Annotated in this window: 21 protein-coding genes and 1 riboswitch; of the genes, 13 read left to right on the forward strand and 8 right to left on the reverse strand. The window is 77.6% G+C overall.

The window, feature by feature from the left end:
* The first annotated feature begins 129 nt into the window (after positions 1-129).
* The 3 genes from AB8M62_RS02990 to rsmI are packed head-to-tail and all read left to right on the forward strand — an operon-like array spanning position 130 to position 3,912.
* Complete coding sequence (locus AB8M62_RS02990) at positions 130-1,410, forward strand: polysaccharide pyruvyl transferase family protein (RefSeq protein WP_369068612.1); 1,281 nt, start codon at positions 130-132, stop codon at positions 1,408-1,410.
* Entirely contained in the window at positions 1,407-2,936 is a 1,530-nt protein-coding gene (locus AB8M62_RS02995; protein ID WP_369068614.1) for an MOP flippase family protein, read from the forward strand. Before AB8M62_RS02990 ends, AB8M62_RS02995 begins: the two co-directional genes overlap by 4 nt.
* A gap of 34 nt (positions 2,937-2,970) precedes the next feature.
* Positions 2,971-3,912, forward strand: a complete 942-nt coding sequence (rsmI, locus tag AB8M62_RS03000) for a 16S rRNA (cytidine(1402)-2'-O)-methyltransferase (protein WP_373694840.1) — start codon at positions 2,971-2,973, stop codon at positions 3,910-3,912.
* On the opposite strand, the gene AB8M62_RS03005 is transcribed toward rsmI, so the two are convergent.
* Positions 3,909-5,069, reverse strand: coding sequence for an acyltransferase family protein (locus AB8M62_RS03005; protein ID WP_369068615.1), 1,161 nt, complete (start codon positions 5,067-5,069; stop codon positions 3,909-3,911). The two genes, rsmI and AB8M62_RS03005, sit on opposite strands and share 4 nt — an antisense overlap.
* A 199-nt stretch (positions 5,070-5,268) precedes the next feature.
* On the opposite strand from AB8M62_RS03005, the gene AB8M62_RS03010 reads away from it, so the two are divergent.
* Together AB8M62_RS03010 and AB8M62_RS03015 are read left to right on the forward strand one after the other, a co-directional pair.
* Complete coding sequence (locus AB8M62_RS03010; RefSeq protein ID WP_369068617.1) at positions 5,269-8,097, forward strand: glycosyltransferase; 2,829 nt, start codon at positions 5,269-5,271, stop codon at positions 8,095-8,097.
* A gap of 97 nt (positions 8,098-8,194) precedes the next feature.
* Positions 8,195-9,367 (forward strand): acyltransferase family protein, encoded by a 1,173-nt coding sequence (locus AB8M62_RS03015; protein WP_369068618.1) that lies wholly within the window; start codon positions 8,195-8,197, stop codon positions 9,365-9,367.
* On the opposite strand, the gene AB8M62_RS03020 is transcribed toward AB8M62_RS03015, so the two are convergent.
* The 3 genes from AB8M62_RS03020 to AB8M62_RS03030 form a co-directional block, all read right to left on the reverse strand.
* Positions 9,330-10,991, reverse strand: coding sequence for a monocarboxylic acid transporter (locus AB8M62_RS03020; RefSeq protein ID WP_369068619.1), 1,662 nt, complete (start codon positions 10,989-10,991; stop codon positions 9,330-9,332). The two genes, AB8M62_RS03015 and AB8M62_RS03020, sit on opposite strands and share 38 nt — an antisense overlap.
* On the reverse strand, positions 10,988-11,368 hold the full coding sequence (locus tag AB8M62_RS03025) for a DUF485 domain-containing protein (RefSeq protein ID WP_373694841.1): 381 nt from the start codon (positions 11,366-11,368) through the stop codon (positions 10,988-10,990). The genes AB8M62_RS03020 and AB8M62_RS03025 overlap by 4 nt, the downstream gene beginning before the upstream one ends.
* Before the next feature lie 138 nt (positions 11,369-11,506).
* Positions 11,507-12,118: a DUF8692 domain-containing protein gene (locus AB8M62_RS03030; RefSeq protein ID WP_369052472.1), complete on the reverse strand. Its 612-nt coding sequence runs from the start codon at positions 12,116-12,118 to the stop codon at positions 11,507-11,509.
* 250 nt (positions 12,119-12,368) lie between these two features.
* Positions 12,369-12,460, forward strand: a riboswitch (SAM riboswitch).
* A gap of 60 nt (positions 12,461-12,520) precedes the next feature.
* Here AB8M62_RS03030 and AB8M62_RS03035 point away from each other — a divergent pair.
* The 4 genes from AB8M62_RS03035 (at position 12,521) to AB8M62_RS03050 (ending at position 18,378) form a co-directional block, all read left to right on the forward strand.
* A complete protein-coding gene (locus AB8M62_RS03035; protein ID WP_369052471.1) occupies positions 12,521-13,528 on the forward strand; it encodes a methylenetetrahydrofolate reductase in 1,008 nt (335 codons plus the stop codon).
* Positions 13,525-15,939 (forward strand): 5-methyltetrahydropteroyltriglutamate--homocysteine S-methyltransferase, encoded by a 2,415-nt coding sequence (gene metE / locus AB8M62_RS03040; RefSeq protein ID WP_369068620.1) that lies wholly within the window; start codon positions 13,525-13,527, stop codon positions 15,937-15,939. Before AB8M62_RS03035 ends, metE begins: the two co-directional genes overlap by 4 nt.
* Positions 15,940-16,090: 151 nt before the next feature.
* Complete coding sequence (locus tag AB8M62_RS03045) at positions 16,091-17,314, forward strand: amidohydrolase family protein (protein WP_369068654.1); 1,224 nt, start codon at positions 16,091-16,093, stop codon at positions 17,312-17,314.
* A gap of 89 nt (positions 17,315-17,403) precedes the next feature.
* Positions 17,404-18,378 (forward strand): diacylglycerol/lipid kinase family protein, encoded by a 975-nt coding sequence (locus AB8M62_RS03050; protein ID WP_369068621.1) that lies wholly within the window; start codon positions 17,404-17,406, stop codon positions 18,376-18,378.
* A gap of 37 nt (positions 18,379-18,415) precedes the next feature.
* On the opposite strand, the gene AB8M62_RS03055 is transcribed toward AB8M62_RS03050, so the two are convergent.
* Both AB8M62_RS03055 and AB8M62_RS03060 read right to left on the reverse strand, forming a co-directional pair.
* Positions 18,416-18,613, reverse strand: a complete 198-nt coding sequence (locus AB8M62_RS03055; RefSeq protein ID WP_369052468.1) for a DUF1737 domain-containing protein — start codon at positions 18,611-18,613, stop codon at positions 18,416-18,418.
* A gap of 9 nt (positions 18,614-18,622) precedes the next feature.
* Positions 18,623-19,249, reverse strand: coding sequence for a DUF7711 family protein (locus AB8M62_RS03060; RefSeq protein ID WP_369068622.1), 627 nt, complete (start codon positions 19,247-19,249; stop codon positions 18,623-18,625).
* 135 nt (positions 19,250-19,384) lie between these two features.
* Between AB8M62_RS03060 and AB8M62_RS03065 the strand changes: the two genes are divergently transcribed.
* Positions 19,385-19,888, forward strand: a complete 504-nt coding sequence (locus tag AB8M62_RS03065) for an OsmC family protein (protein ID WP_369052466.1) — start codon at positions 19,385-19,387, stop codon at positions 19,886-19,888.
* Between the two features lie 61 nt (positions 19,889-19,949).
* Here AB8M62_RS03065 and AB8M62_RS03070 read toward each other — a convergent pair whose 3' ends face one another.
* Positions 19,950-21,059, reverse strand: a complete 1,110-nt coding sequence (locus tag AB8M62_RS03070) for an aldose epimerase family protein (RefSeq protein WP_369052465.1) — start codon at positions 21,057-21,059, stop codon at positions 19,950-19,952.
* Between the two features lie 113 nt (positions 21,060-21,172).
* Here AB8M62_RS03070 and AB8M62_RS03075 point away from each other — a divergent pair, with 113 nt between their 5' ends.
* Entirely contained in the window at positions 21,173-21,346 is a 174-nt protein-coding gene (locus AB8M62_RS03075; protein ID WP_369052464.1) for a CsbD family protein, read from the forward strand.
* 63 nt (positions 21,347-21,409) lie between these two features.
* Here the strand turns inward: AB8M62_RS03075 and AB8M62_RS03080 are convergent, their stop codons facing one another.
* Complete coding sequence (locus tag AB8M62_RS03080; RefSeq protein WP_369068655.1) at positions 21,410-22,057, reverse strand: uracil-DNA glycosylase; 648 nt, start codon at positions 22,055-22,057, stop codon at positions 21,410-21,412.
* A 256-nt stretch (positions 22,058-22,313) separates the two neighbouring features.
* Here AB8M62_RS03080 and AB8M62_RS03085 point away from each other — a divergent pair, with 256 nt between their 5' ends.
* Both AB8M62_RS03085 and AB8M62_RS03090 read left to right on the forward strand, forming a co-directional pair.
* Entirely contained in the window at positions 22,314-22,634 is a 321-nt protein-coding gene (locus AB8M62_RS03085) for a DUF3263 domain-containing protein (RefSeq protein ID WP_369068623.1), read from the forward strand.
* Between the two features lie 406 nt (positions 22,635-23,040).
* The gene (locus AB8M62_RS03090) at positions 23,041-23,244 is read left to right on the forward strand and encodes a cold-shock protein (RefSeq protein ID WP_179749831.1); all 204 of its coding nucleotides are present in this window, start codon (positions 23,041-23,043) and stop codon (positions 23,242-23,244) included.
* Positions 23,245-23,451: the final 207 nt, after the last annotated feature.

Below are 23,451 nucleotides of genomic sequence, written 5' to 3' on the forward strand. Positions count from 1 at the left end.
TGGCCGTGCGGTTACATTGTTGACCCGATCAGGGGAGACGCCGTCGTCCCGCCGGCCCGTCGACGCGGGCTGGTCGGGTCCCGCCGCCGCGCGGGGCCGCCGAGGTCACCACCGACGGAGGGAACCCCGATGCACGTGCACGTCCTGGGAACGGTCGCGCTCAACGGCGGTGACGCCGCCATCCTCGTCGCCCAGCGCGACGTCCTGCGCGAGCAGTGGCCCGGTGCGCGCGTCACCGCCTCCGACACCCACCCGGAGGCGGCGGGGCACTACCTCCCCGACGTCGAGTTCGTGCCGTTCCTGCTGCCCGCGCTGGTGGAGGCGGCCACCGAGCTGCCCGAGCGCACCCGCCGCGCGGCGGTCCGGGTGGCTTGCGCGCGCGTCAAGGCGGCCGCCGAGCTGCTGCGCCGCGGACTGCGCGCGCCCGCCCGGGCCGTGGCCCCCCGCGCGGCGTGGCCGGCGCTGGACCTCATGGCGCGCGCCGACGTCCTGGCCTACACCGGTGGCACGTCCCTGACCGACAACTACGACCTGTCCACGAAGGTCTTCGACCTGCAGGTCGCCCAGCGGCTGGGCAAGCCCCTCGTCCTGCTGCCGCAGTCGGCCGGCCCCTTCACCAAGCCGGTCAACCGCGAGGCGCTGCGCCCCGTGCTGGCGGCCGCCGACCTCGTGCTGCTGCGCGACGAGCGGTCCCTGGAGCACGTCGTCGACGTCGGTGCCGACCCGGCGCGCTGCGCGGTCGTGCCCGACATCGTCTTCGCCCTCGCGCGTCCGGAGGCCCTCGGCGCCGAGCCGCCGCACCGCGACGACGACGCCCCGCGCCTCGCGGTCAGCGTGCGCGACTGGGCCCACTTCACCGGCAAGAGCACCGAGCAGGGGATGCGCGACTACACCGCGGCCCTGCGCGCGGCGGTCACCGCGGCGGTGCGGCAGCGCGGTGCGCGCGTGACCTTCGTCTCCACGTGCCAGGGGCGCCCCGAGTACGTGCGCGACGACTCGCACTTCGCGCGGACGGTGGCCGAGGGGCTGCCCGCCGACGTGCGCGAGCGCGTGGAGGTCGACGGCGCCGCCCGCTCGCCCGAGGAGCTCATCGACTTCCTGGCGACCTTCGACGCCATGCTCTCGACCCGCCTGCACGGGGCCATCAGCGCGGTCTGCACGGGCCTGCCGACCCTGACGATCGCCTACGAGTACAAGACCACCGAGGTGTGGTCCCAGCTCGGGCTCGACCGGTGGACGGTGACCATCGACGAGGTGGACGCGGACGTGCTCGCCGCCCGCGTCCTGGACCTGCTGGACCAGACCGGCGCCCTGCGCACGACGCTCGCCGAGACGGTGCCCCCGCTGCGCGAGGGCGCCCGCGCGGTCGGCGGCCGGGTCGCCGCGGTCCTGGCCGGGACCCCGGCGTGAGCGATCGGCTGCCGGAGGCGGCCGTCGCCACCAGCGACACGAGGGAGCAGGCCGCCGCCGCGTCGGTGACGGTCGACACCAGCAAGTCCCTGCGCGGTTCCGTCGTCTCGGGCGCGAAGTGGGCCAGCGCCAGCAAGCTGGGCACCCAGGGGCTGCAGTTCCTCGCCGGGCTGGTGCTGGCGCGCCTGCTCGCCCCGGAGGACTTCGGCCTCCTGGCGAGCATCTACGTGGTCACCGGCTTCGCCACCCTGTTCTTCGAGATGGGCCTGGGGGCGGCGCTGGTCCACAAGCGCGACCCCAGCGAGCGCGACCTGGCGACGGTCTTCTGGATCAACGCGATCGCCGGTGTCGTCTACGCGGGGCTCATGTGGGCGATCGCGCCCCTCGTCGCGGAGTTCTTCGACGCGCCCCGGCTGACGACGCTCATGCCGTTCGTGGCGCTGACGTTCACCCTGGCCCTGGGCGTGGTGCACTCGGCGATCCTCCAGCGGGCGCTGCGCTTCAAGGTCCTGGCGGTGGTGGACGTCTCGGCCGGGCTGGCCGGTCACGTCGCCACCGTGACCGCGGCCCTGCTCGGGGCCGGTGCCTTCGCGCTGGTCGTCGGCCCGCTGCTGACGACGGCGCTGTCGTCGGTGCTGCTGTTCGCCGTCGTGCGCTGGCGCCCCCGGCACTTCGTCGACCGGCGCAGCGTGCGCGAGCTGTGGCGCTTCTCCGGCGGCATGCTCGGCTTCAACGCCGTGAACTACTGGGGCCGCAACGCCGACAACCTGCTCATCGGCCGGTTCCTCGGCGCCGGGCCCCTGGGCCTGTACGGGCGCGCCTACAACCTCATGCTGCTGCCCGTCACCCAGATCACGGGCACGCTCGGGCGGGTCATGTTCCCCGCCCTCGCGGCCGTCCAGGACGACCACCCGCGCGTGCGCTCGATCTACCTGCGCAGCCTCGGGCTGATCAACTTCGTGACGATCCCCGTGCTGGTCGGCATCGCCGCGACCGCCGACGGGCTCGTCCCGCTGCTCTGGGGCGACCAGTGGGTCGAGCTGGTGCCGGTCCTGCAGGTGCTGTGCATCGCCGGCGTCCCGCAGTGCATCGCCACCAGCGTCGGCTGGCTGTACCAGTCGCAGGGCCGCACGACCCTCATGTTCGTCATGGGGGTGGTCAGCTCCGTCATGGGTGTCGCCGCCATGGTGGCGGGGCTGCCGTGGGGCATCCTCGGCGTCGCCTGGGCCGTGCTCGCCAAGTCGTGGGTCATGACCCCCGTCGCCCTGCACGTGTCCGGCCGGCTCGTCGGGCTCAGGGTCACCACGACCCTGCGCAACGCCCTGCCCACCCTCGCGGTGTCCGCCCTGATGGGCGCGGCCGCCTGGTCGGTGGGCCTGGTGCCCGGCCTGGAGCGCACCGCGCCGCTGACCGTCGGCCTGCAGGTCCTCGCGGGGGTCGCGGTGTACGTCCTGGGTGCGCTCGCCGTCGACCGTGAGCGCCTGGGCGAGCTGCGCTCCATCGCCCGCCGGCGCCGCGCGGCCTGAGCGCCGGCGGTCCGCCCTCCCTGCGGCGGCGATGATGGTCGCCGTGACGTCCGAAGAGCCCGAGGCCGAGCTGGAGCACGAGCTGGAGCACGAGCTGGAGCACGTGCCGGGGGTGCCCGGCGGCCCCGGCGGGGCGCTGGTCCTGGCGGCCACCCCCATCGGCAACGCCGCCGACGCCTCGGCGCGCCTGGTCCAGCTGCTGGCCAGCGCCGACGTCGTCGCCGCGGAGGACACCCGGCGGACCCGCCGCCTGTGCGCGGCGCTCGGCGTGGAGCCGCGGGGGCGGCTGGTCAGCTGCCACGAGCACAACGAGGTCGCGCGCGGTGCGGAGCTGGCCCGCGCCGTCGCCGGCGGCGCCGTCGTGGCGCTGGTCACCGACGCCGGCTCGCCCTCGGTCTCCGACCCCGGCTACGCCGTCGTGCGGGCCTGCCTGGACGCCGGGGTGCGGGTGACCGCGCTGCCCGGCCCCTCGGCCGTGACGACCGCGCTGGCCCTGTCCGGCCTGCCCAGCGACCGCTTCACCTTCGAGGGCTTCTGCCCCCGCAAGCCGGGGGAGCGCTCGCGCGCCCTGAGCGCCCTGGCGGGCGAGCGGCGCACGATGGTCTTCTTCGAGTCCCCGCACCGCACGGCGGCCACGCTCGCCGCGATGGCCGCCGCCCTCGGCGACGACCGGCCGGCCGCCCTGTGCCGGGAGCTGACCAAGACGTACGAAGAGGTCGTGCGCGCCCCGCTGGGGGAGCTGGCCGGGTGGGCGGCCGAGCGGGACGTGCGCGGGGAGGTGTGCCTCGTCGTCGCGGGCGCCCCGGAGGCGGTCGCCACCGCCGACGACCTGGCGGCCCTGGCGCAGGAGGTCCTCGCCCGCGCCGCGGCGGGCGAGCGGCTCAAGGACGCCGCCGGCGCTGTCGCAGCCGCCTCCGGCGCCGGCCGCAACCGGCTGTACGAGGCGGCGCTGGCCGCGCGCCGCTCCGGTTCCTAGCGGCGCCCGGCTGCCCGGCCCGACGGCTCGCCCGGGCTGCCCGGCGCCGGGGCGCCCCCAGCGGAGCGCTGCGGGGGCAGCACCGTCACCGCACCGGCGGTGGGCGCGGTGCCGCGGCGCCACGGCGCGCCCAGCGCCCCGCGCACCCGGCGCAGCGGCACGGTCAGCGCGACCGCCGCGACCAGAGCGGCCACGACGAGGACGGGGACCGCGAGCCAGGACACCAGCTCGCCCGCGCCGCTGCCCGCCGCCACGAGCCGGGCGGCGCCGGTGACCGCCAGGACCACCGCGACCAGGCAGCCGAGGACCACCTCGTGCAAGACGTACACGCCCAGGGTGTCCCGGCCCAGCCGGGCGAGCGCCCGCCCGGGCGCGGTCGGCGCCAGCCGGCCCGCCACGGCCAGGCCGGCGACGACCCCGGCCGCCCCCAGCAGCAGCGACACCCCCGGCACCGCGAGCAGCTGCGCGCGGGCGGCCAGCAGCGCGACCGCCCCGACGGCCGCGAGCAGTCCGCCCGCGACGAGGGTGCCGCTGCAGCGCTGCACGAGGGCGGGCGCCCACCGGCCGGCCCGCGACCCGGCGGCGAAGAACACGAACAGGGTGGCGACGTTGAACCACACGAAGCTGGGCACCGGCAGGACGCCGCTGTGCGCGCCCGCCGACGTCCCGAGCGCCACGGCTGTCGCGCCCAGCAGCAGCGGCCCGGTCGCCGCGCGGCGCAGCAGCCGGCCCGCCACGACGAACAGCGCCAGCGCCAGCAGGTACCAGGCGGCGTTGCGCGGCAGCCAGAAGGTCGTCTCCGCCCACAGCAGCGGCCCGTCCGGGGCACCCTCGCGCTGGTAGGGCACGACGGAGAAGACGGCGTAGGCGACGCTCGCCCACAGCACGTACAGCCACAGGTGGGTGCCCACCCGCCCGCGCACCAGCACCGGCCAGGGCCGGTCGAGGGCGCGCGCGGCCAGCAGCCCGGACAGGAAGAAGAACAGCGGCATCCGCACCGCGCCCGCCGCCCCGACGAGCTGCCCCCACGCGCTCGCGGCCGCGCCGGCGGTCAGTCCGCCGGCGAGGGCGAAGAGGAAGGCGTGGTAGACGACGACGAGGAGCAGGGCGGCGCCCCGGGCGGTGTCGACCCAGGCGAGGCGGGCGGTGGCGGCCACGGACGTCTCCGGTGCGCTCGGGCGGGCGGGGCCCGCGGGACAGGCGTGACGGGTGGGGCGGACCGGTCGTGGTCGGGCCGGACCCTACCCGCCACGGCGGCGGTCCCGGCCACTTGCAGGGGTTCGGCGACGGACCGTGGAACGGTCCTGGCAGGGTGTCAGCGCGCGGCGCGCGCCGCGCACGAGGAGGGGGGCGCGCGTGGGCGCGTGGACGTCGGCGGCCCGCAGGGCCGCGCGGGTGGGCGTGCAGCAGGCGGTGGCCGGCGTGCGCCGCCCCGAGGGGCTGGACCGCTACCGGCCGCCCGGCGCTCGCCGCCGCTACCGCGCGCTGGCCGTCGCCGACGTCGACCTGGACGCGCGCACCGCGGTGCTGCGCCCGGCGCTGACGCCGCCCGAGCACCCGCCGGAGGGCGTGCACGCCCTCGTCTGGTTCCACGGCGTGCCCGTCGGCGACCTGACCGTCCCCGGCGACCCGGACGTCGTCCTGCCCGGCCTGCCCGCGCGCGCGGCCCGCGAGCTGGAGCACGCCGTCCTGGACCACCTGCTGCTGGACGCGCTGCGCGTGCCCGGCGGGGTGCGCCGCGCCGCCCGCGAGGGGCTGGACCCCGCCGCCGGGGAGTGCCCGCGCCTGCGGGCCGCCGAGCGCGCCGACACCCGGTCCCTGACGGTCGCGGTGTGCACGCGCGACCGCCCCGAGGACCTGCGCCGCTGCCTGGAGGCGGTCGGCCGCCTGGCCGACCCCGTCGCGGAGGTCCTCGTCGTCGACAACGCCTCCCGCGACGGGCGCACCCGCGCCGTCGCCGAGGAGTTCGGCGCCCGCTGCGTGCGCGAACCGCGCGCCGGGCTGGACGTGGCGCGCAACCGGGCGCTGCTGGAGGCCCGCACGCCCCTGGTCGCCTTCGCCGACGACGACGTGCTCGTGCACCCGCGCTGGGCGCGCGCCACGGTGCGCGCCTTCGCCGAGGAGCCGGCCGCCCTCGTGGTGACGGGGCTGGTCGCCCCGGCGGAGTTCGCCACCCCCGCGCAGGTCCTCTTCGAGGCCGTCGGCGGCTTCGGCCGCGGCTACCGCGAGCGCTGGTTCTCCGTCGCCGTCGGGGACGGGCAGGTCGCCGCCCGCGCCCACCCCGGCACCGGCGACCTGGGCACCGGCGCCAGCACCGCCGTGCGCCGCGAGGAGGTCCTGGCCCTCGGCGGGTTCGACCCGGCCCTGGACGTGGGCACCGCGACCGGCGGCGGCGGCGACCTGGAGCTGTACTTCCGGGTGCTGGCCGCGGGCGGGCTGTGCGTGTACGACCCGGCCGTGGTGGTCCTGCACCGCCACCGCGCGTCGCTGGAGCAGCTGCGGCGGCAGCTGCGCGGCAACGGCACCGGCGCCTTCTCGATCTTCGCGGGGGCGGGGGGCAACTACGGCCGCGTCCAGGCGCGGGACATGGCGCTGTCCTCCGCCGCCTGGTTCGCCAAGTACCACGGCCGCGCCCACGTGCGCAGCCTCGTGTGGCCGCAGCTGTACCCCCCGCAGCTGGTGCGCGCCGACTCGCGCGGGGCCCTGGACGCCGTGGCCGGGCGCTACTACCGGCGCGCGCAGCGCGAGGCCGCCGAGCGCGCCGCCGCGCACCCGGGCGAGCCGAGCGCCGGGCCGCTGGTGCACCGGCCCGCGAGCGCCCGCCCGCCCCGCCGCGCCGACCCCGTCCTCGACGTCGACGTCCTGCGCCAGGTCCTCGTCCCGCCGGACGCCGCCCGCGACGTCCCGGACGTCCCGGACGTCCCGGACGCCCCGGACGCTCCGGACGCCGTCGTCGTGCCCCCGGTCGCGGGCGCGCGGCGGCTGCGGGTGCGGCTGCTGCGCGACGGGCTGCCGCAGACGGTGCTCACCGTGCGCGCCGGCGGGTCCGACGTGTCCCCGGCGCGGCTGGCCCGCGAGGTCGTCGACCACCTCGGCCCGGCGCTGCTGGCGCCCGGCACCTCGTGGCAGGAGCTGCACGCCGCGGCCGTCGCGGGCGGCCCCGCCCCGCTGGCGGGAGCCCTGGCGGCCGCCGTGCGCCGCGCGCCGTCCCGGCTGGACCCCGGCGCGCGGGTCGACGTGCTGCTCGCCACCCGCGATCGCCCGCAGCAGCTGCGCCGGGCCCTGGCGGCGCTGCTCGCGGAGCCGTCGCGGTCGCTGCGCGTCGTCCTCGTCGACAACTCGCCCGACCCGGCCGCCACCCGCGCCACCGCCCGCGCCGTCGCCGGTGGCGACCCGCGGGTCGTCGTCGTCCACGAGCCGTGGCCGGGCCTGTCCGCGGCCCGCAACGCCGGGCTGGCCCACCTGTCCGGCGACGTCGTCGTCCTCGTCGACGACGACGTCGTCGTGACGCCCGGCTGGCTGGAGGAGCTGCTGGCGCCCTTCGCCGACCCGTCGGTGGGGCTGGTGACCGGTGCCGTCCTGCCCGCGGACCTGCGCTCGCTGGACCCGCAGCTGTTCGAGGACTACGGCGGGCTGGACCGCGGCCCGCACCGGCACGTCTACGACCGCTGGTGGCTGGAGGGCCACCGCGGGCCGGCACCGACCTGGCGGATCGGCGCCACCGCCAACGCCGCGGTGCGCCGCGACGTGCTGGCCGGGGTCGGGCCCTTCGACGAGGTGCTGGGCGCCGGGCGCCCGGCGGGCGTGGGGGAGGACACCGAGCTGTTCCACCGGGTGCTGCGCGCCGGGCACCGCGTGGTGCACCAGCCGACCGCCGTGGTGCTGCACGAGCACCGCGCCGACCGCGCCGGCCTGCTGGCGCAGCTGCGCGCCTACTCGGCGGGGCACGTCGCCTACCACCTGCAGGTCGCCGCCCGGCACGGCGACGTGCGCGGGCTGGGGCGCCTGGTGTGGGGGCTGCCGCGCGACCTGGCGCGCCGGGCCGCGGCCACCGCCTGGAACGACGACGACGCCCCGCGGGACGTGCTCGCCGCCCAGGTGCGGGGGACGGTCGCCGGCCCCGGCGCCTGGTGGCGCTCGCGGGCCGAGGTGCGCGGGGCCGGGCGCGCACCGGCCGAGGACTGAGCGCCCAGCTCGGGTCTTTGACACCCGGTGAGCGGTCGGCACAGACTGCGACCACTCGACGGCGAGCGTCCCGCCCGCCACCCCCGAGGAGCACCTCGTGCCGACCACCCCCCTCATCGGCGCCGACCGGCCCGCGCTCGCCCGCGGCCGCGACCCGCGCGTGGAGACGCTGCGGGGCCTGGCCTGCGTCCTGCTCGTGGCCTACCACGTGCGCGGGGGCACCCCCGCCGACGGCCTGCAGCTGGCCGCGGACGACCCGTGGTCGCGGGCGGTCTCGGCGTTCGACCACCTGCGGATGCCGCTGTTCACGTTCCTGTCCGGCGTGGTCTACGCGCACCGGCCCGTGCGCGAGGGGCTGGGGCGCTTCGTGCGCGGCAAGGCCCGCCGCCTGCTCGTGCCGATGCTCGTGGTGGGCACGGCGTTCGCGCTGTTCCGCGAGGCACTCTTCGCGGCCGGTGCCGCCAACAGCGGGGCGGGGACGCCCTGGTACCTGTGGCACGTCGTGCCGGTGGCGCACTTCTGGTTCCTCGAGGCCGTCTTCTGGATCTTCGTGCTGGTCGGCGTCCTCGACGTGGCGGGGCGCCTGGCCCGCCCGGCCGTCGTGGCCGCGCTCGTCGTCGCGGCCGTGGCCGCCGACGTGCTCGTGCCGTTCGGGGTGGACCCGCTGGGGCTGCGCAGCGCCCTGTTCCTGCTGCCGTTCTTCCTCACCGGCCTGGCCGCGCAGCGGTTCGCCTTCACCAGCGCCCCGCGCGCCGTGCGCGCCGGGGTCGTCGCCGCCGCGCTCGCCCTGTCGGCGTGGGTGCTGCTGGGACTGCTCGGGGTCGTCGCCCCGGTGCCCTCGCGGCGCGACCCGGTCGGCGCCGCGCTGAGCATCAGCGCCTGCCTGGCGCTGCTGCTCGTGCCGTGGCGGGTCCGTCCGCTCGTGGCGCTGGGCGCGTTCTCCTTCACGATCTACACCACGCACGTGTTCGGGACGTCGGCCGCCCGCGTGCTCCTGGAGCGCCTGGGCGTGGAGTCGGTGCCGCTGCACCTGCTGCTGGGCGTCCTGGCCGGGCTGGCCGTCGGCGTCCTCGTCGAGCTGACCGCCCGCCGCTGGGCGCTGACCCGCACCCTCGTCCTGGGCCAGCGCCGGCGCCCGGGCCCCGGTGGTGGGACGGCAGCGGGGCGGGTGCCCGACGGCACCCGCCCCGCTGACCGGCCGGCCCCGCCTGGCGACGGGGCCGGTGACGGCGTCAGTGCTGGACGGCCTTCTCCGCCCCGGCGCCGGTGAGGGAGCGCACCTCCATCTCGGCGGCGCGCTTCTCGTTGCCGCGCTCCTTGCCCAGCACCGAGCCCAGCCAGCCCAGGAAGAAGGCCAGCGGGATCGTCACCAGGCCCGGGTTCTCCAGCGGGAACCACGAGAAGTCCACCGAGGTGTCCCGGATCACCGACAGGCTCGCCCCGGTGTTCGGGTCGACCTTGCCGGAGACGACGGGGGAGAACGCGATGAGCACCAGGCAGGAGATCAGCCCGCCGTAGATGCTCCACATCGCCCCGCGGGTGGTGAAGCCCTTCCAGAACAGCGAGTAGATGATCGTCGGCAGGTTCGCGCTCGCCGCGACCGCGAAGGCCAGGGCGACGAGGAACGCCACGTTCTGCCCCTGCGCGAAGATGCCGCCGACGATGGCGACGGCGCCGATGACGACGACGGTCAGCCGCGCCACCCGCACCTCCCCGTCGGGGTCGACCTGCCCCTTCTTCAGCACGCTGGCGTAGATGTCGTGCGCGAAGGAGGCGCTCGCGGTGATCGCCAGGCCGGCGACGACGGCGAGGATCGTCGCGAACGCGACGGCCGCGATGATCCCCAGCAGGATCGTGCCGCCCAGCTCGAACGCCAGCAGCGGTGCCGCCGAGTTGACGCCGCCGGGCGCCGCCCGGATGACCTCGGCGCCCACGATCGCGCCGGCGCCGTAGCCGATGACGAGCGTGAACAGGTAGAAGACGCCGATGATCCAGATGGCCCACACGACGCTGCGGCGGGCCTCCTTGGACGAGGGCACCGTGTAGAAGCGCATGAGGACGTGCGGCAGGCCCGCGGTGCCGAACACCAGCGCCAGCGACAGCGACAGGAAGTTCAGCTTGGAGACCTCGCTGGCGCCGTACTGCGCACCCGGCCCGATGAGCGCCTCACCGGCCGAGCCGGGGGCGGCCACGGCCGCGCCGAGCAGGTCGGACAGGTTGAAGCCGTAGCGGCTGAGCACCCACACCGTCATGATCCCGGCGCCGGTGACCAGCAGGCACGCCTTGATGATCTGCACCCAGGTGGTGCCCTTCATGCCGCCGACGAGCACGTACAGGATCATCAGCGTGCCGACGACGGCGATGACGACGTTCTGCCCGGCGCGCGAGTCGATGCCCAGCAGCAGCGAGACCAGCCCGCCCGCGCCGGCCATCTGCGCCAGCAGGTAGAAGAAGGACACCGCCAGCGTCGAGATCGCCGCGGCCGTGCGCACGGGCCGCTCGCGCAGCCGGAAGCTGAGGACGTCGGCCATCGTGAAGCGGCCGGTGTTGCGCAGCAGCTCGGCGACCAGCAGCAGCGCCACCAGCCAGGCGACGAGGAAGCCGATCGAGTACAGGAACCCGTCGTAGCCGTACAGGGCGATGGCGCCGGCGATGCCCAGGAAGCTGGCGGCCGACAGGTAGTCGCCGGCGATGGCGACGCCGTTCTGCCGGCCGGTGAAGGCGCGCCCGCCGGCGTAGAAGTCGGCGGCCGTGCGGTTGTTCTTGCTGGCCCGCAGCACCACCGTCAGCGTGACGGCGACGAACGCGCCGAAGATGGCGATGTTGACCCAGGGGTTGCCGATGTCGGTCCCCGCGGCCGCCGCGGTGGACAGGCCCGTCGTCAGAGCGCTCACCGGACCCCCTCGACGCGCTGGCGCAGCTCCTCGGCCGCCGGGTCGAACCTCTTGTTCGCCCAGCGCACGTACACGGTGGTGATGGCGAACGTCATGACGAACTGGCTCAGCCCGAGCAGCAGCCCGATCGTGATGTTGCTGTCGCCCAGGCGCGTGCTCATGAAGCCGTGCGCGTAGTCGGCCAGCAGGACGTACAGCAGGTACCAGAACAGGAAGAGCGCGGTCAGGGGGAAGACGACGCGGCGGAAGCGCCGTCGCAGCGCGGCGAACTCGGGGGAGTCCTGGACCTCCTGGTAGGGCGTGCGCCCGTCCAGGGGCCCGGACCCGCCGGGCGGTTCGCCGGCCGGCCCGGACCGGCCGTGGTCGGTCGTGCTCACGGTGACCTCCTCGTCAGCGCCGGGACCCCGAGCCCCGGCTGTGAGGGCGCCGACGGTAGCTCGACGTCGAGACTCCCGGCCACCGAACGCGCCGAGAGGGCTTCCGGAAGACGTGCCCGTGCGCTCGCGCGAGACCCCTCAGCGGGCGGCGGGCGCCGTCGCGCGGCGCAGCTCGCGGGCGCTGACCGCGGTGAACCACGCCGTCCAGCACAGGACGGCGGCCAGCTTGCTGGCCTCCTCGTGCACCAGCAGGGACACGTCCAGCACGTCCACGAGCACCGAGTGCGCGAACCAGGCGCCAGCGGCGACGAGCAGCAGGCCGGTCAGCTCCCGCGCCCAGGAGCCGAGGAAGGTGAGGGCCCACACCGCCGCGGCGAGGCCCAGCGCGGCCATCGTCGCCTCCTCGGGCACCCCCTGCCACGCCAGCACGCCGTCGTGGAACATGAACAGGTCGTCCACGCCCATGGCCAGGGAGACCAGCCCGCCCCACAGGAGCAGGGAGGTGCGCCGGCGCGGCGCCCGGCCCCGCAGGACGAGGCCCGTCAGGACGCCCGCCGTCGCGGCGGCGAACCAGCCCAGCGCGCCGAGGTAGGTCACCCACCCGGCGTAGAACGTGAGCGGGTCCCCGGCGCGCGCCACCGCGAGGACGTCGCGCACCGCGACCCCGTACCACTCGGGCTCCAGCCCGATCACCACGGTCAGCGCCGCAGCGGCCGCGACGCTCGCCGCCACGACCGAGCCGACGAGCACCGCCTCCCCGTGCCCGCGGGCGGGCGCGACGGAGAGCTGAGCAGGGCCCTGGTCCTCCGCTCGGTGGCTGATCGGTGAACGCCGGGTGACCATCCGATGACTATGGCAGGTCCGCGCGAGACCCCGGCGCTCGGCGCGGGGGGCTGCGCGCCCGGCCGGCACCTCACCCGCCCGGGCGATCGAGCCCGCCCCGCGCACGGCCGACACGAAGGGTGTTGAAGCGCGGGCCCCGTGCCCCTAGCATCGACGCAGCCCATCCAGAGCGGTCGAGAGTCCTGGCTCCGTGACGCCGCAGCAACCCCCCGAGCCCGGGCGAGGGTGCTAACGCCAGGCCGATGGAGTTCAGATGTCGATGTCACGCACCCCCGCCACCCCCGCCTGCGCCGGCGCCCGGGCCCGGCGGTGAGCCTCGCCCCGCGCCTGCGGGGGACGGACCGGCCCACGGTCAGCTTCGAGCTGTACCCGCCGCGCTCGGCGGCGGGCGTGGACGCCGTGCACCGCACCGTGGCCGAGCTGTCCGCCGTCCTGCCGGACTTCTTCTCCGTCACCTACGGGGCCTCCGGCGCCACCCGCGGGCCCAGCGCCGACCTGGTGCGGCACGTGCTGGCCAGCACCCCGGTGCCCGTCCTGGCGCACCTGACCTGCGTGGGCGCCTCCCGCCGCGAGGTCGTCGAGCTGGCCACGGCGTTCTTCGACGCCGGGGTGCGCGACGTCCTCGCCCTGCGCGGGGACCCGCCGGCCGGGCAGGAGGACTGGCGCCCGCACCCCGACGGCGTCCACCGCGCCTGCGACCTCGTCGAGCTGCTGCAGGTCGCCGACCGGCGCCACCTCGCCCAGCGCGGCGGCGCCCGCCCCGTGGACGAGCAACCGCTGAGCATCGCCGTGGCGGCCTTCCCCTCCGGCGGGCCGGACGACCTGGCGGCCCTGCGCGCCAAGCAGGACGCCGGCGCCCACTTCGCCGTCGCGCAGGTCTGCTACCGCGCGAGCGAGTACGCCGACCACCTGGCGCGCGCCCGCGCCGCCGGGATCACGATCCCCGTGCTGCCGGGCGTCGTGCCCACCACCGACCCGGCCCGGCTGCTGCGCCTGCAGCAGCTGACCGGCGTGCCCGTGCCCCGCGAGCTGCTCGCCGTCCTGGAGACGGCGCAGGAGTCCGGGGACACCGCCCGCCGCCGCGCCGGCACCGCCTGGGGGGCGCGGCTGGTCCGCGAGCTCCTCGACGCCGGCGCGCCCGGCGTGCACGTCTACACCTTCAACTCCCACGACCACGCGCTGGACCTGCTCGAGGGCGCCCACCTCGACACGCGGACCCCGACGGTCCCGCCGGCGGCCGGACGGCCGCAGGCCGGCAGCTCCCCGGAGGCACCCCTCCCCGAACCCGCCGCGCAGCCGGCTGGAGGCACCGCATGAGCACCACCGACCACCCCACCACCGGACGCACCACCGCCTCGGCGCCGTGGGGCGCCACCGTCCTCGGCTACCCCCGCACCGGCCCGCGCCGCGAGGCGAAGAAGGCCCTGGAGGCCCTGTGGGCCGGGCGCGCCGACGTCGCCGCCACCGAGGAGGCCCTGGCCGCGGTGCGCGCGCGCACCCTGCGCCGCCTGAACGCCCTGGGCCTGCACGCGCACGACGCGTCCATCCCCTCGGCCGCCTCCAGCTACGACCACGTCCTCGACGCGGCCGTCACCCTCGGGGCCGTCCCGCCGCGCTTCGCCGACGTCGTCGGCCCCGACGGCCGCGTGGACGTCGCCGGGCGCTCCACCATCGCCCGCGGGCGCGGCGCCGACGCACCGCTGGAGATGACGAAGTGGTTCGACACGAACTACCACTACCTCGTCCCCGAGATCGGCCCGGACACCGCGTTCCGCTTCGCCGACGACAGCAGCGTGCGGGAGTTCTCCGAGGCGCTGGCCGACGGGTTCCTCACCCGGCCCGTCCTCGTCGGGCCGCTGACGTTCCTGCTGCTGTCCAAGCCCGTCGACGGCGCGCCCGCCGGGTTCCGGCCCCTGGACCGCCTGGACGACCTGCTGCCCGCGTACGCGGACCTGCTCGCCGCGCACGCGGCCGCCGGCGCGACGTGGGTGCAGCTGGACGAGCCCGCCCTCGTCAGCGACTCGGCCACCGCGGGGGTGGCGGACCTGCCGGGCCTGGTGCGCCGCACCTACGAGCGGCTGGTCGCGCTGCCGCAGCGCCCGCAGCTGCTGGTGGCCGCCCCGTACGGGGACCTGGGCGAGCTGCTGGAGCCGCTGGCCCGCACCGGCGTGGAGGGGATCGGCCTCGACCTCGTGCGCGGCCGGCTGCCGGAGGTCGACGCGGACGCCGGGCTGCGCGAGGCGCTGCGCGGCACGCTCGTCGTCGGCGGGGTCGTGGACGGGCGCAACGTGTGGGCCGGCGACCTGCCGCGCGCCCTGGCGTCGCTGCGCGCGCTGGAGGGGAGCGCGGCGCACGTCGCGGCGGGCACGTCGACGTCGCTGCTGCACGTCCCGCACGACGTGGCCGACGAGCCGCAGCTGGACGAGCGGCTGCGCAGCTGGCTGGCCTTCGCCGACCAGAAGGTCGCCGAGGTCGTCGTCCTGGGCCGCGCGCTGCGCGACGAGGCGTCGGTCGCCGACGCGCTCGCCGCCAGCGCCCGCGTGCGCGCCGACCGGGCCGGCGCCCCCGGCGTCGTGCGCCCGGAGGTCCGCGAGCGCCTGGCCGCCCTGACCCCGGAGGCGTTCCGCCGCAGCGACTACGCGGTGCGCCGCTCCGCGCAGGAGGAGGTCCTGGGCCTGCCGCTGCTGCCCACCACGAGCATCGGCTCGTTCCCGCAGACCCGCGAGATCCGCGCCGCCCGCGCCGCCCACGCGCGCGGGGAGCTGAGCACGCAGGCGTACGAGGAGTTCCTGCGCGCCGAGGTCGACCGCGTCGTGGCGCTGCAGGAGGACCTCGGCTTCGACGTCCTCGTGCACGGCGAGCCCGAGCGCAACGACATGGTCCAGTACTTCGCCGAGCACCTGGACGGGTTCGCCGTCACCCGCAACGGGTGGGTGCAGTCCTACGGCTCGCGCTGCGTGCGCCCGCCGATCCTGTTCGGCGACGTGGTCCGCCCCGAGCCGATCACCGTGCGCTGGGCCCAGCACGCGCAGTCGCGGACCGCGAAGCCCGTCAAGGGGATGCTCACCGGCCCGGTGACGATCCTGGCGTGGTCGTTCGTGCGCGACGACCAGCCGCTGGGCGAGACCGCCCGGCAGGTGGCGCTGGCGCTGCGCGACGAGGTCGCCGACCTGGAGGCCGCGGGCACCCGCGTCGTGCAGGTCGACGAGCCGGCGCTGCGCGAGCTGCTGCCGCTGCGCGAGGCCGACCAGGGCGCGTACCTGGAGTGGTCGGTGGGCTCGTTCCGCCTGGCCACCGCCGGCGCCGCCGACGCCACCCAGGTGCACACCCACCTGTGCTACTCGGAGTTCGGCGAGGTCATCGACGCCATCGACGGCCTGGACGCCGACGTCACGAGCATCGAGGCCGCCCGCTCGCGCATGGAGGTCGTGCCCGACCTGGCCCGGCAGGGCTTCGCCCGCGGCATCGGGCCCGGCGTGTACGACATCCACTCCCCGCGCGTGCCGGGCGAGGAGGAGGTCGCCGACCTGCTGCGGCTGGCGGTGGCGGCCGTGCCCGCGCGCCAGGTGTGGGTCAACCCCGACTGCGGGCTGAAGACCCGCGGCTACGCGGAGGTGGAGCCGGCGCTGCGGGCGCTGGTCGAGGCCGCCCGCACCGTGCGCGCCGAGCTGGACGGGCACGACGGGTCCCACGGGCGCGCCGTGGGGGCGGGCGGGCGCGCGGGCTGAGCCCCGCGCGGTGGTCGGCTCACCGGGCCGCTGGTTGGCTGGCCCGGTGACCGTCCCCGTCCCGCCCGTCCACCCGCCCGCCGCGCCGGGCGCCCCGCGCACCACCCCGCGCGGGCGCGACCTGGCCGTCGTCGGCGGGAGCGTCCTGCGGATGACGCCCGGGTGGGCGGGCGAGCGCGAGCCGGTCACCGTGCTCGTGCGCGGCGGGGTCGTCGCGGCCGTCGGCCCCGACGTCGCCGTGCCGGACGGGGTCCCGGTGCTGGACGCCACCGGCTGCTGGGTCCTGCCGGGGTTCGTCGAGGCGCACACCCACCTGGGCGTGCACGCCGAGGGGGAGGGCTGGCACGGCGCCGACGTCAACGAGAAGGGCGAGCCGCGCGGGGCGCGGCTGCGCGCCCTGGACGCCGTCGACCCCGCCGACCCCGGCTTCGCCGACGCCCTGGCCGGCGGGGTCACCACCGCCGTGGTGATGCCCGGCTCGGCCAACGTCGTCGGCGGGCAGACGGCCGCGCTGAAGACGTGGGGCCGCACCGTCCTCGACATGCTGGTGCGCGCCCCGCTGGGGGTGAAGAGCGCGCTGGGGGAGAACCCCCGCAAGGCCGGCAACCCCGGCCCCGGCACCCGGATGGGCGTGGCCGCGGCGCTGCGCGACTCCTTCGCCGCCGCGCAGGCCCTCACCGCCCGGCGCGCCGAGCGCCTGGCCGCCGGCCAGGAGGTCCTGCCCGCCACGGGCGCCGACCGCGACGCGGAGGTCCTGGCCCGCGTCCTGGCCGGTGAGCTGCTGTGGCACCAGCACGCCCACCGCGCCGACGACCTCGTCACCGCCGTGCGCCTGGCCGAGGAGTTCGGCTACCGCCTGCTGCTGCAGCACGTCACCGAGGGCCACCTGGTGGCCGGGTTCCTCGCCGAGCACGGCGCGGCCGCCGTCGTCGGCCCGCTGCTGACCTCGCGCTCCAAGGCCGAGCTGCGCGGGCGCACACCCGCCGTGCCCGCCGCGCTGGCCGCCGCCGGGGTGCCGCTGGCCCTGACCACCGACCACCCCGTCGTGCCCGTGCAGCACCTGGCCCTGAGCGCCGCCGTCGCCGTCCGCGAGGGCCTGGACCGCGACGAGGCGCTGCGCGCGCTGACGTCCTCGCCCGCGCGGCTGCTCGGCCTCGACGACCGCGTCGGCTCGCTGGCGCCCGGCCTGGACGGCGACCTCGTGCTGTGGTCGGGCGACCCGATGGACGTCACCTCGCGGGTGCTGACCACCGTCCTGGAGGGCCGGGTCGTGCTGCACCGGGACCGCGGGGCCCCGCACGCCGCGCCCGTGGTCACCGACCGCGGCGACGGCCGGCTGACCGGCCCCACCGGTCTCGCCGGCCCGGCCGGCTGAGCGGCACCCGTCCGGCCGAGCCGGTACCGGGTGTCGGGCACGTCCGCGACCCGCCCGGCGTTGGCACCGCCGGAGGACAGGAGGACCCCGTGGACGCAGCAGGACCGTCAGGACAGCCACGACCCGCGGGACCGGCGGGGGAGCCCGCCCGGTCCGAGGTCGAGGGCGTGGTGGCCGTCGTCAACGCCGGCGCCGGCTCGGCGCAGCCGCGGACGGTCGCCGCCGTCCTCGACGAGCTGCGCCGCGCGGGCGGCGGCACCCCGGTGGAGCTGCGGCGCACCGCCACCCTGGACGACCTGCGCCGGGCGCTGCTCGAGCACGACGGGCGCCGCGTGGTGCTCATGGGCGGCGACGGGTCCCTGCACGCCGCCCTGCAGGTGCTGCACAGCGCCGGGGCCGCCCGCGACGTCGGCCCGCTGGGCATCGTGCCGCTGGGCACCGGCAACGACCTGGCCCGCTCCCTGCGGCTGCCGCTGGACCCCGTGCGCGCCGCGCGCACCGCCCTCGGCGGGTGCGTGCGCGACCTGGAGCTGCTCGTCGACAGCCGCGACCGGATCACCGTCAACACCGTCCACGCCGGCATCGGCGCCGCCGCCACCGCGCGCGCCGAGCGCCTCAAGCGCCTGCTGGGCCCGGCCGCCTACCCCGTCGGGGCGCTGTGGGCGGGCGTCGGCATCGGCCGCGGCTACCGGCTGCGCGTGCAGGTCGACGGCCGCGAGGTCGCCGACCCGTCCGACCCGGTGCTCCTCGTGGGCATCGGCATCGGCGGCACCATCGGCGGCGGCGCGCCCCTGGTGCCCGGCGCCGACCCGCACGACGGCGTCGCCGACGTCGTCGTGTCCACCTCCACGGGGCCGCTGGCCCGCGTCGGCTTCGCCGCCGGGCTGCGCCAGGGCGTGCACGTGGAGCGGCAGGACGTGCGCACCGCCCGCGGCACGGTCGTGGAGATCACCTCCGCGGGCGGGCCGTTCCGCCTCAACGCCGACGGGGAGGTGAGCGGCGAGCAGGTGCGCGAGCGCTTCGAGATGCGCGCCGACGCCTGGCGGGCGGTCTGCCCCGGCTGACCCGGCTCACGAGCCGGCCCCGCGGGCTCAGGCGGGCTCAGGCGGGCAGCGTGCGCGGGGCCGGCGGGGTGCGCAGCACGACCGCCTGCGCGGCCACCACCCGCCCGTCCACGCTGGTCACCGACGGGCTGCCGTGCAGCTCGTAGCCGTCGGCCAGGGCGGCGCTGACGCGCTCGCAGAACGACCGGTCGTCCGGTCCCGTCAGCAGCCGGTAGCGCAGCTTCTCCTCGCTCACGCCCGCACCCTAGGACGCCCGCCCGCCCTGCGCGCCCGGCGGCGCGGCACCCGCGTCCAGCAGGTCCAGCCAGCCGGCCACCACGTCGGCCAGGACGTCGGCGCGCGCCACGGGGGAGCCCCCGCCCCAGCGGTGCTCGCGGTAGTCGGCGCTCGCGCGGCGCAGGGCGGCCAGCGACACCCGCGCCTCCTCGGCCAGGTCCGCGGCCGCCCGCTCCGGCTCCGGGGCCGGCGGGCGCAGCCGCTCCGCGTCCCCGTCGCGCACGGCGCGCAGCACGTCCTCGTCCACGGCGTCCTCCCGGCTCCAGAAGCGCACCGGCCGCTGGACGGCGTGCCCGGCCACCGGCCCGGCCGCGGAGCGGAACACGACCGCGACCGGCAGCGTCGCCAGGCCGGCGGCGCCCAGCCAGTGCTGGGCCCCGGCCGGTGCGCGCCCCCACGGCACGTCGTCGCGCGCCGCGTCGCACACCAGCGCCACGGCCACCGCGCCGTCGGGCACGTCGTCCTCGCGCGGGCCGAGCAGGCGCCCGTGCACCCACGCCTCCTCCACCCGCAGGCCCAGGAACGGCAGCCGGGCCGCGTGCGCGCACCCCGCCGCGACCTTCTCCAGCTGCCGCGCGGCCGTCGTCCACCTCACGGCCCCATGCTCGCGCGGCCGGGCGCGGTCCCGGCCCCCGGGCACCGGCGGACCCCCGCCCGGGGTGCGGGGCGGGTTGCGGGGCGGGGTGCGGGGGTTGTCGCCCGCCCCGCGGCGTCGGCCTATCCTCACCCGGTGGACGCGACCGAGCTGAGGGCCCTGCAGAAGCCGCTGAAGGACAAGTACCGCGACGACCCCGCCACCGCGCAGGTGCCGGCCAGGGCCGTCGCGGTCCTCGACGGCTCCTCGATCGGCGTGTCCGTGGACGGCTTCGCGGGCACCACGCGCGCCGGCCTGCACCCGGCCGCCGGGGGCGACGGCACCGAGGCGTGCTCGGCGGACATGCTCTGCGAGGCCGTCGCCGCGTGCGCCGGGGTCACGCTGCGCAGCGTCGCCACCGCGATGGGCGTCCAGCTGCGCAACGCCTCCGTCACCGCCGAGGCCACCTGGGACGCGCGCGGCACCCTCGGCGTCTCCCGCGAGGTGCCCGTCGGCATCACCGACGTCACCGTCACCTTCGACTTCACCTCCGACGCCGACGAGGCCACCGAGGCGAAGATGGTCTCCCTGGCCGAGCGCTACTGCGTCATCGCGCAGACCCTGCGCACGCCCCCGCAGCTGACCGTCCGCCGGGCCTGAGCGCACCCCGACCGGCCCCCGCCCGAGGACGGGCGGGGGCCGGTCGCGCGTCCGGCCGCTCTCAGCCGGCCGTGAAGCGCAGCGCCGTCGTCGAGCGCCACACGGCGCCGGGGCGCAGCACCACGTTCCCCAGCTCCGGCTGGTTGACGGCGTCGGGGTGCGCCTGCGTCTCCAGGCACAGCGCGTCGCCCTGCCGGACGGCGCGCCCGTCGGCGGTGCGCCAGGCGCCCGTGAGGAAGTTGCCGGAGTAGAACTGCACGCCCGGCCGGTCGGTCGTCACCGTCAGCACGCGCCCGCTGCGCCCGGCGCGCAGCACGGCCGCCGTGCCGGGCCGGCCCGGCGCCGGCTCGTCGAGCACCCAGTCGTGGTCGTAGCCGCCCGCGCGGCGCAGCTGCTCGTCGGCCTCGCGCAGCCGCTCGCCCACCCGGACCGGCTCGCGGAAGTCGAACGGGGTGCCCGCCACGTCGGCGGGCCCGCCGGCCGGCACCAGGCCGGCGTCCACGGGCAGGTACCGCGCGGCGCGCAGCTGCAGCACGTGGTCCTCGACGCTGCCGGACCCGGCGCCGTCGAGGTTGAGGTAGGCGTGGTTGGTGAGGCTGACGGGGGTGGGCGCGTCCGCGCGCGCCTCGTACTCCAGCGCCAGGACGACCGCGCCGTCCTCCTCGGTCAGCGCGTAGACGACCGCCGCCTCCAGCCGCCCGGGGAAGCCCATGTCGCCGTCGGGGGAGACCAGCTCCAGGCGGACGCCCGCGCCGCCGGGCACGTCCACCGCCCGCGCGCTCCACACCCGCTGGTCGAAGCCCTCCGCGCCGCCGTGCAGGGCCTGCGCCCCGTCGTTGACGGGGACCCGGTGCTCGGTGCCGTCCAGGACGAACCGGCCGCCGGCGATCCGGTTGGCCACCCGGCCGACGACGGCGCCGGGGTAGCCGGAGGCCTCTTCGTAGGCGCCGACGTCGGCCAGGCCGACGACCACGTCGTCCAGGTGCCCGGCGGCGTCGGGCACCCGCAGCGAGGCCAGCGCGGCGCCGCGGGTCAGCACCGACGCGCCCGCGCCCGAGGGCAGGCGCAGCTCCCAGCGCTCGACCGGCTCGCCGCGGCGGGTGCGGCCCCAGGGGGCGCTGGTGGCGCTCGCCGCGCCCGGGGCGGGGGTCGTGGTGCTCTCGGCGTCCATGCGCGCATGCTGCCGCACCCCGGCGGTCTCCCGGCGCGCGCCCGGGCCCGCACCGACCTAGCGTGGGGGTCCGTCGACCACGTCGAGCAGCACGTCGAGAAGGAGGCGTCCTCATGGGCATCGGGGACAAGCTGAACAACGCCGCGGAGAAGGCGGCCGGCAAGGCCAAGGAGGCCACCGGGAAGGCCACCGACGACCGCGACCTGCAGGCCGAGGGTCGGGCGGACCAGACGACCGCCAGCGCCAAGCAGGCCGGGGAGAACGTCAAGGACGTCTTCCGCGGCTGAACCGCGCCAGCCCTCCCGGGGCGCCGTCCCCGAGGGGGCGGCGCCCCGTCGCGTCCGGCCCCCTCACAGCCGCCAGTCGATCCCGTCCCCGCCCTGCTCGCGCAGCAGCCGGTCCACGGCGCTGAACGGCCGGGAGCCGAAGAAGCCCCGCGAGGCCGACAGCGGGCTGGGGTGCACGCCCTCGACGACCGGCACGGACCCCAGCAGGGGCCGCACCGTCTGCGCGTCGCGGCCCCACAGCAGCGCCACGAGCGGGCCGCCGTGCGCGGCCAGCGCGCGCACCGCTGCGTCGGTGACGGCCTCCCAGCCGATCCGCCGGTGCGAGCCGGAGGCGCCCGAGCGCACCGTCAGGACGCGGTTGAGCAGCAGGACCCCCGAGGCCGTCCACGCCGACAGGTCGCCGTGCGCCGGCGGCTGGACGCCGGTGTCCTCGCGCAGCTCCCGGTAGACGTTGACGAGGCTGCGCGGCAGCGGCCGCACGTGCGGCTCGACGGCGAAGGACAGCCCGATGGGGTGGCCCGGGGTGGGGTAGGGGTCCTGCCCCACCAGGAGGACCCGCACGTCCTCGAACGGCTGGCGGAAGGCCCGCAGGACGTGCTGCGGCGCCGGCAGCCAGGGCCCCTCCTCGGCGGCCAGCCGCTGCGACAGCGCCCGCAGCTGCGGGCGCACGCCCGCCAGGGCCCGCGCCCAGCCGGGGTCCAGGTCGTCCAGGCCGAGGCCGGCGGGGTCGTCGCCACCGCTGCCGGCACCGCCGTCGCCGGGGTCGGGCAGGTCCAGGTCGAGGGGGGGCTGCACCACGGCCGCGACGCTAACCCGCGCCCCGCGCGGGCGCCCGGCGGCGAGCGGTCGTGAGCGCTGCGGGCGGGGCGCGCCGGGGGCGCGCGGAGGGGCTCGTGTCGGTGCCAGGACCTACAGTGGCGCACGCCGGTGGGGACGTCGGCGGTACGCACGAGGGCTGGAGGACGGCATGGACGAGGCGGCGGCGCGCACGATCGGCGCCGGTCAGGACGGGGCCGGGGACGCCGGTGCCGCGGCCGGCGGGCTCAGCCCCCGGGACGCCGAGGTCCTCGCCTTCGAGCGGCAGTGGTGGAAGTACGCCGGCGCCAAGGAGCAGGCCGTCCGCGAGCTGTTCGACCTGTCCCCGACCCGGTACTACCAGGTGCTCAACGCCCTCATCGACTCCCCGGCGGCCCTGGCCCACGACCCGATGCTCGTCAAGCGGCTGCGCCGGATGCGCGCCACCCGCCAGCGCGCGCGCTCGGCGCGCCGCCTGGGCGTGCAGCCCTGAGCGCGCGCCGCGCCGCCCGTCCCGCCCGGCCGCTGGCCCCCCGCCGCGGCGCCCACCGCACCCGGCGCGGGCCGCTGGGCGTGCTGCTCCTGGTGCTCCTCTGGCTGCTGGTGGCCGCCGCCGTGGTCGCCGCCGCTGCCTGGGCGCTGGACCGCGTCGCCGGTGACCTCCTGGACCTGGCGCGCTCGCTGCTGTGACACCGTCCGGCCACGGGTTGCGCGAACCCTGTCCGCGCGGGCGTCCGCCGCACTAGCCTCGGTCCCGGTCGAGCCGTCCGGCCCTCGCGCCCCCCGCGGGCGCGAGCGCCGGGCGTCGCCCACGGCGACCACCGCCGCGGGCAGCGTGAGACCCGCGTCCGGTGCGTGCCGGAGGCGTCCTCCGCTCGTGGCACCACCAGGAGAAGGCAATGGCTCAGGGCACCGTCAAGTGGTTCAACGCCGAGAAGGGGTACGGCTTCATCACCGTCGACGACGGCGGTGCGGACGTGTTCGTGCACTACTCGGCCATCGTGGCCGACGGCTACCGCTCCCTCGAGGAGGGGCAGCGCGTGGAGTTCGAGGTCGGCCAGGGCCAGAAGGGCCCGCAGGCCGAGAGCGTCCGCGGCCTCTGAAGCGTCCCGGCCCCGCGACCGCTGCCGCCGCAGCCCGGTCGCGGGGCCTTCGCGCGCCCGGACCCGGCCGCGCGGGCACCGGTCGTGCCCTCCGGACGCCCCCGGACGGCGGGGGGTGGTTTGCACTCGCCCGCCCCGAGTGCCAACATTGGCGCTGGCACTCTCGAGTCGAGAGTGACAGCACGACCAGCACCTCGACACGGGAGC

Origin of the sequence: Kineococcus terrestris (assembly GCF_041020755.1) — a bacterium.
GTDB classification, from domain to species: domain Bacteria; phylum Actinomycetota; class Actinomycetes; order Actinomycetales; family Kineococcaceae; genus Kineococcus; species Kineococcus terrestris.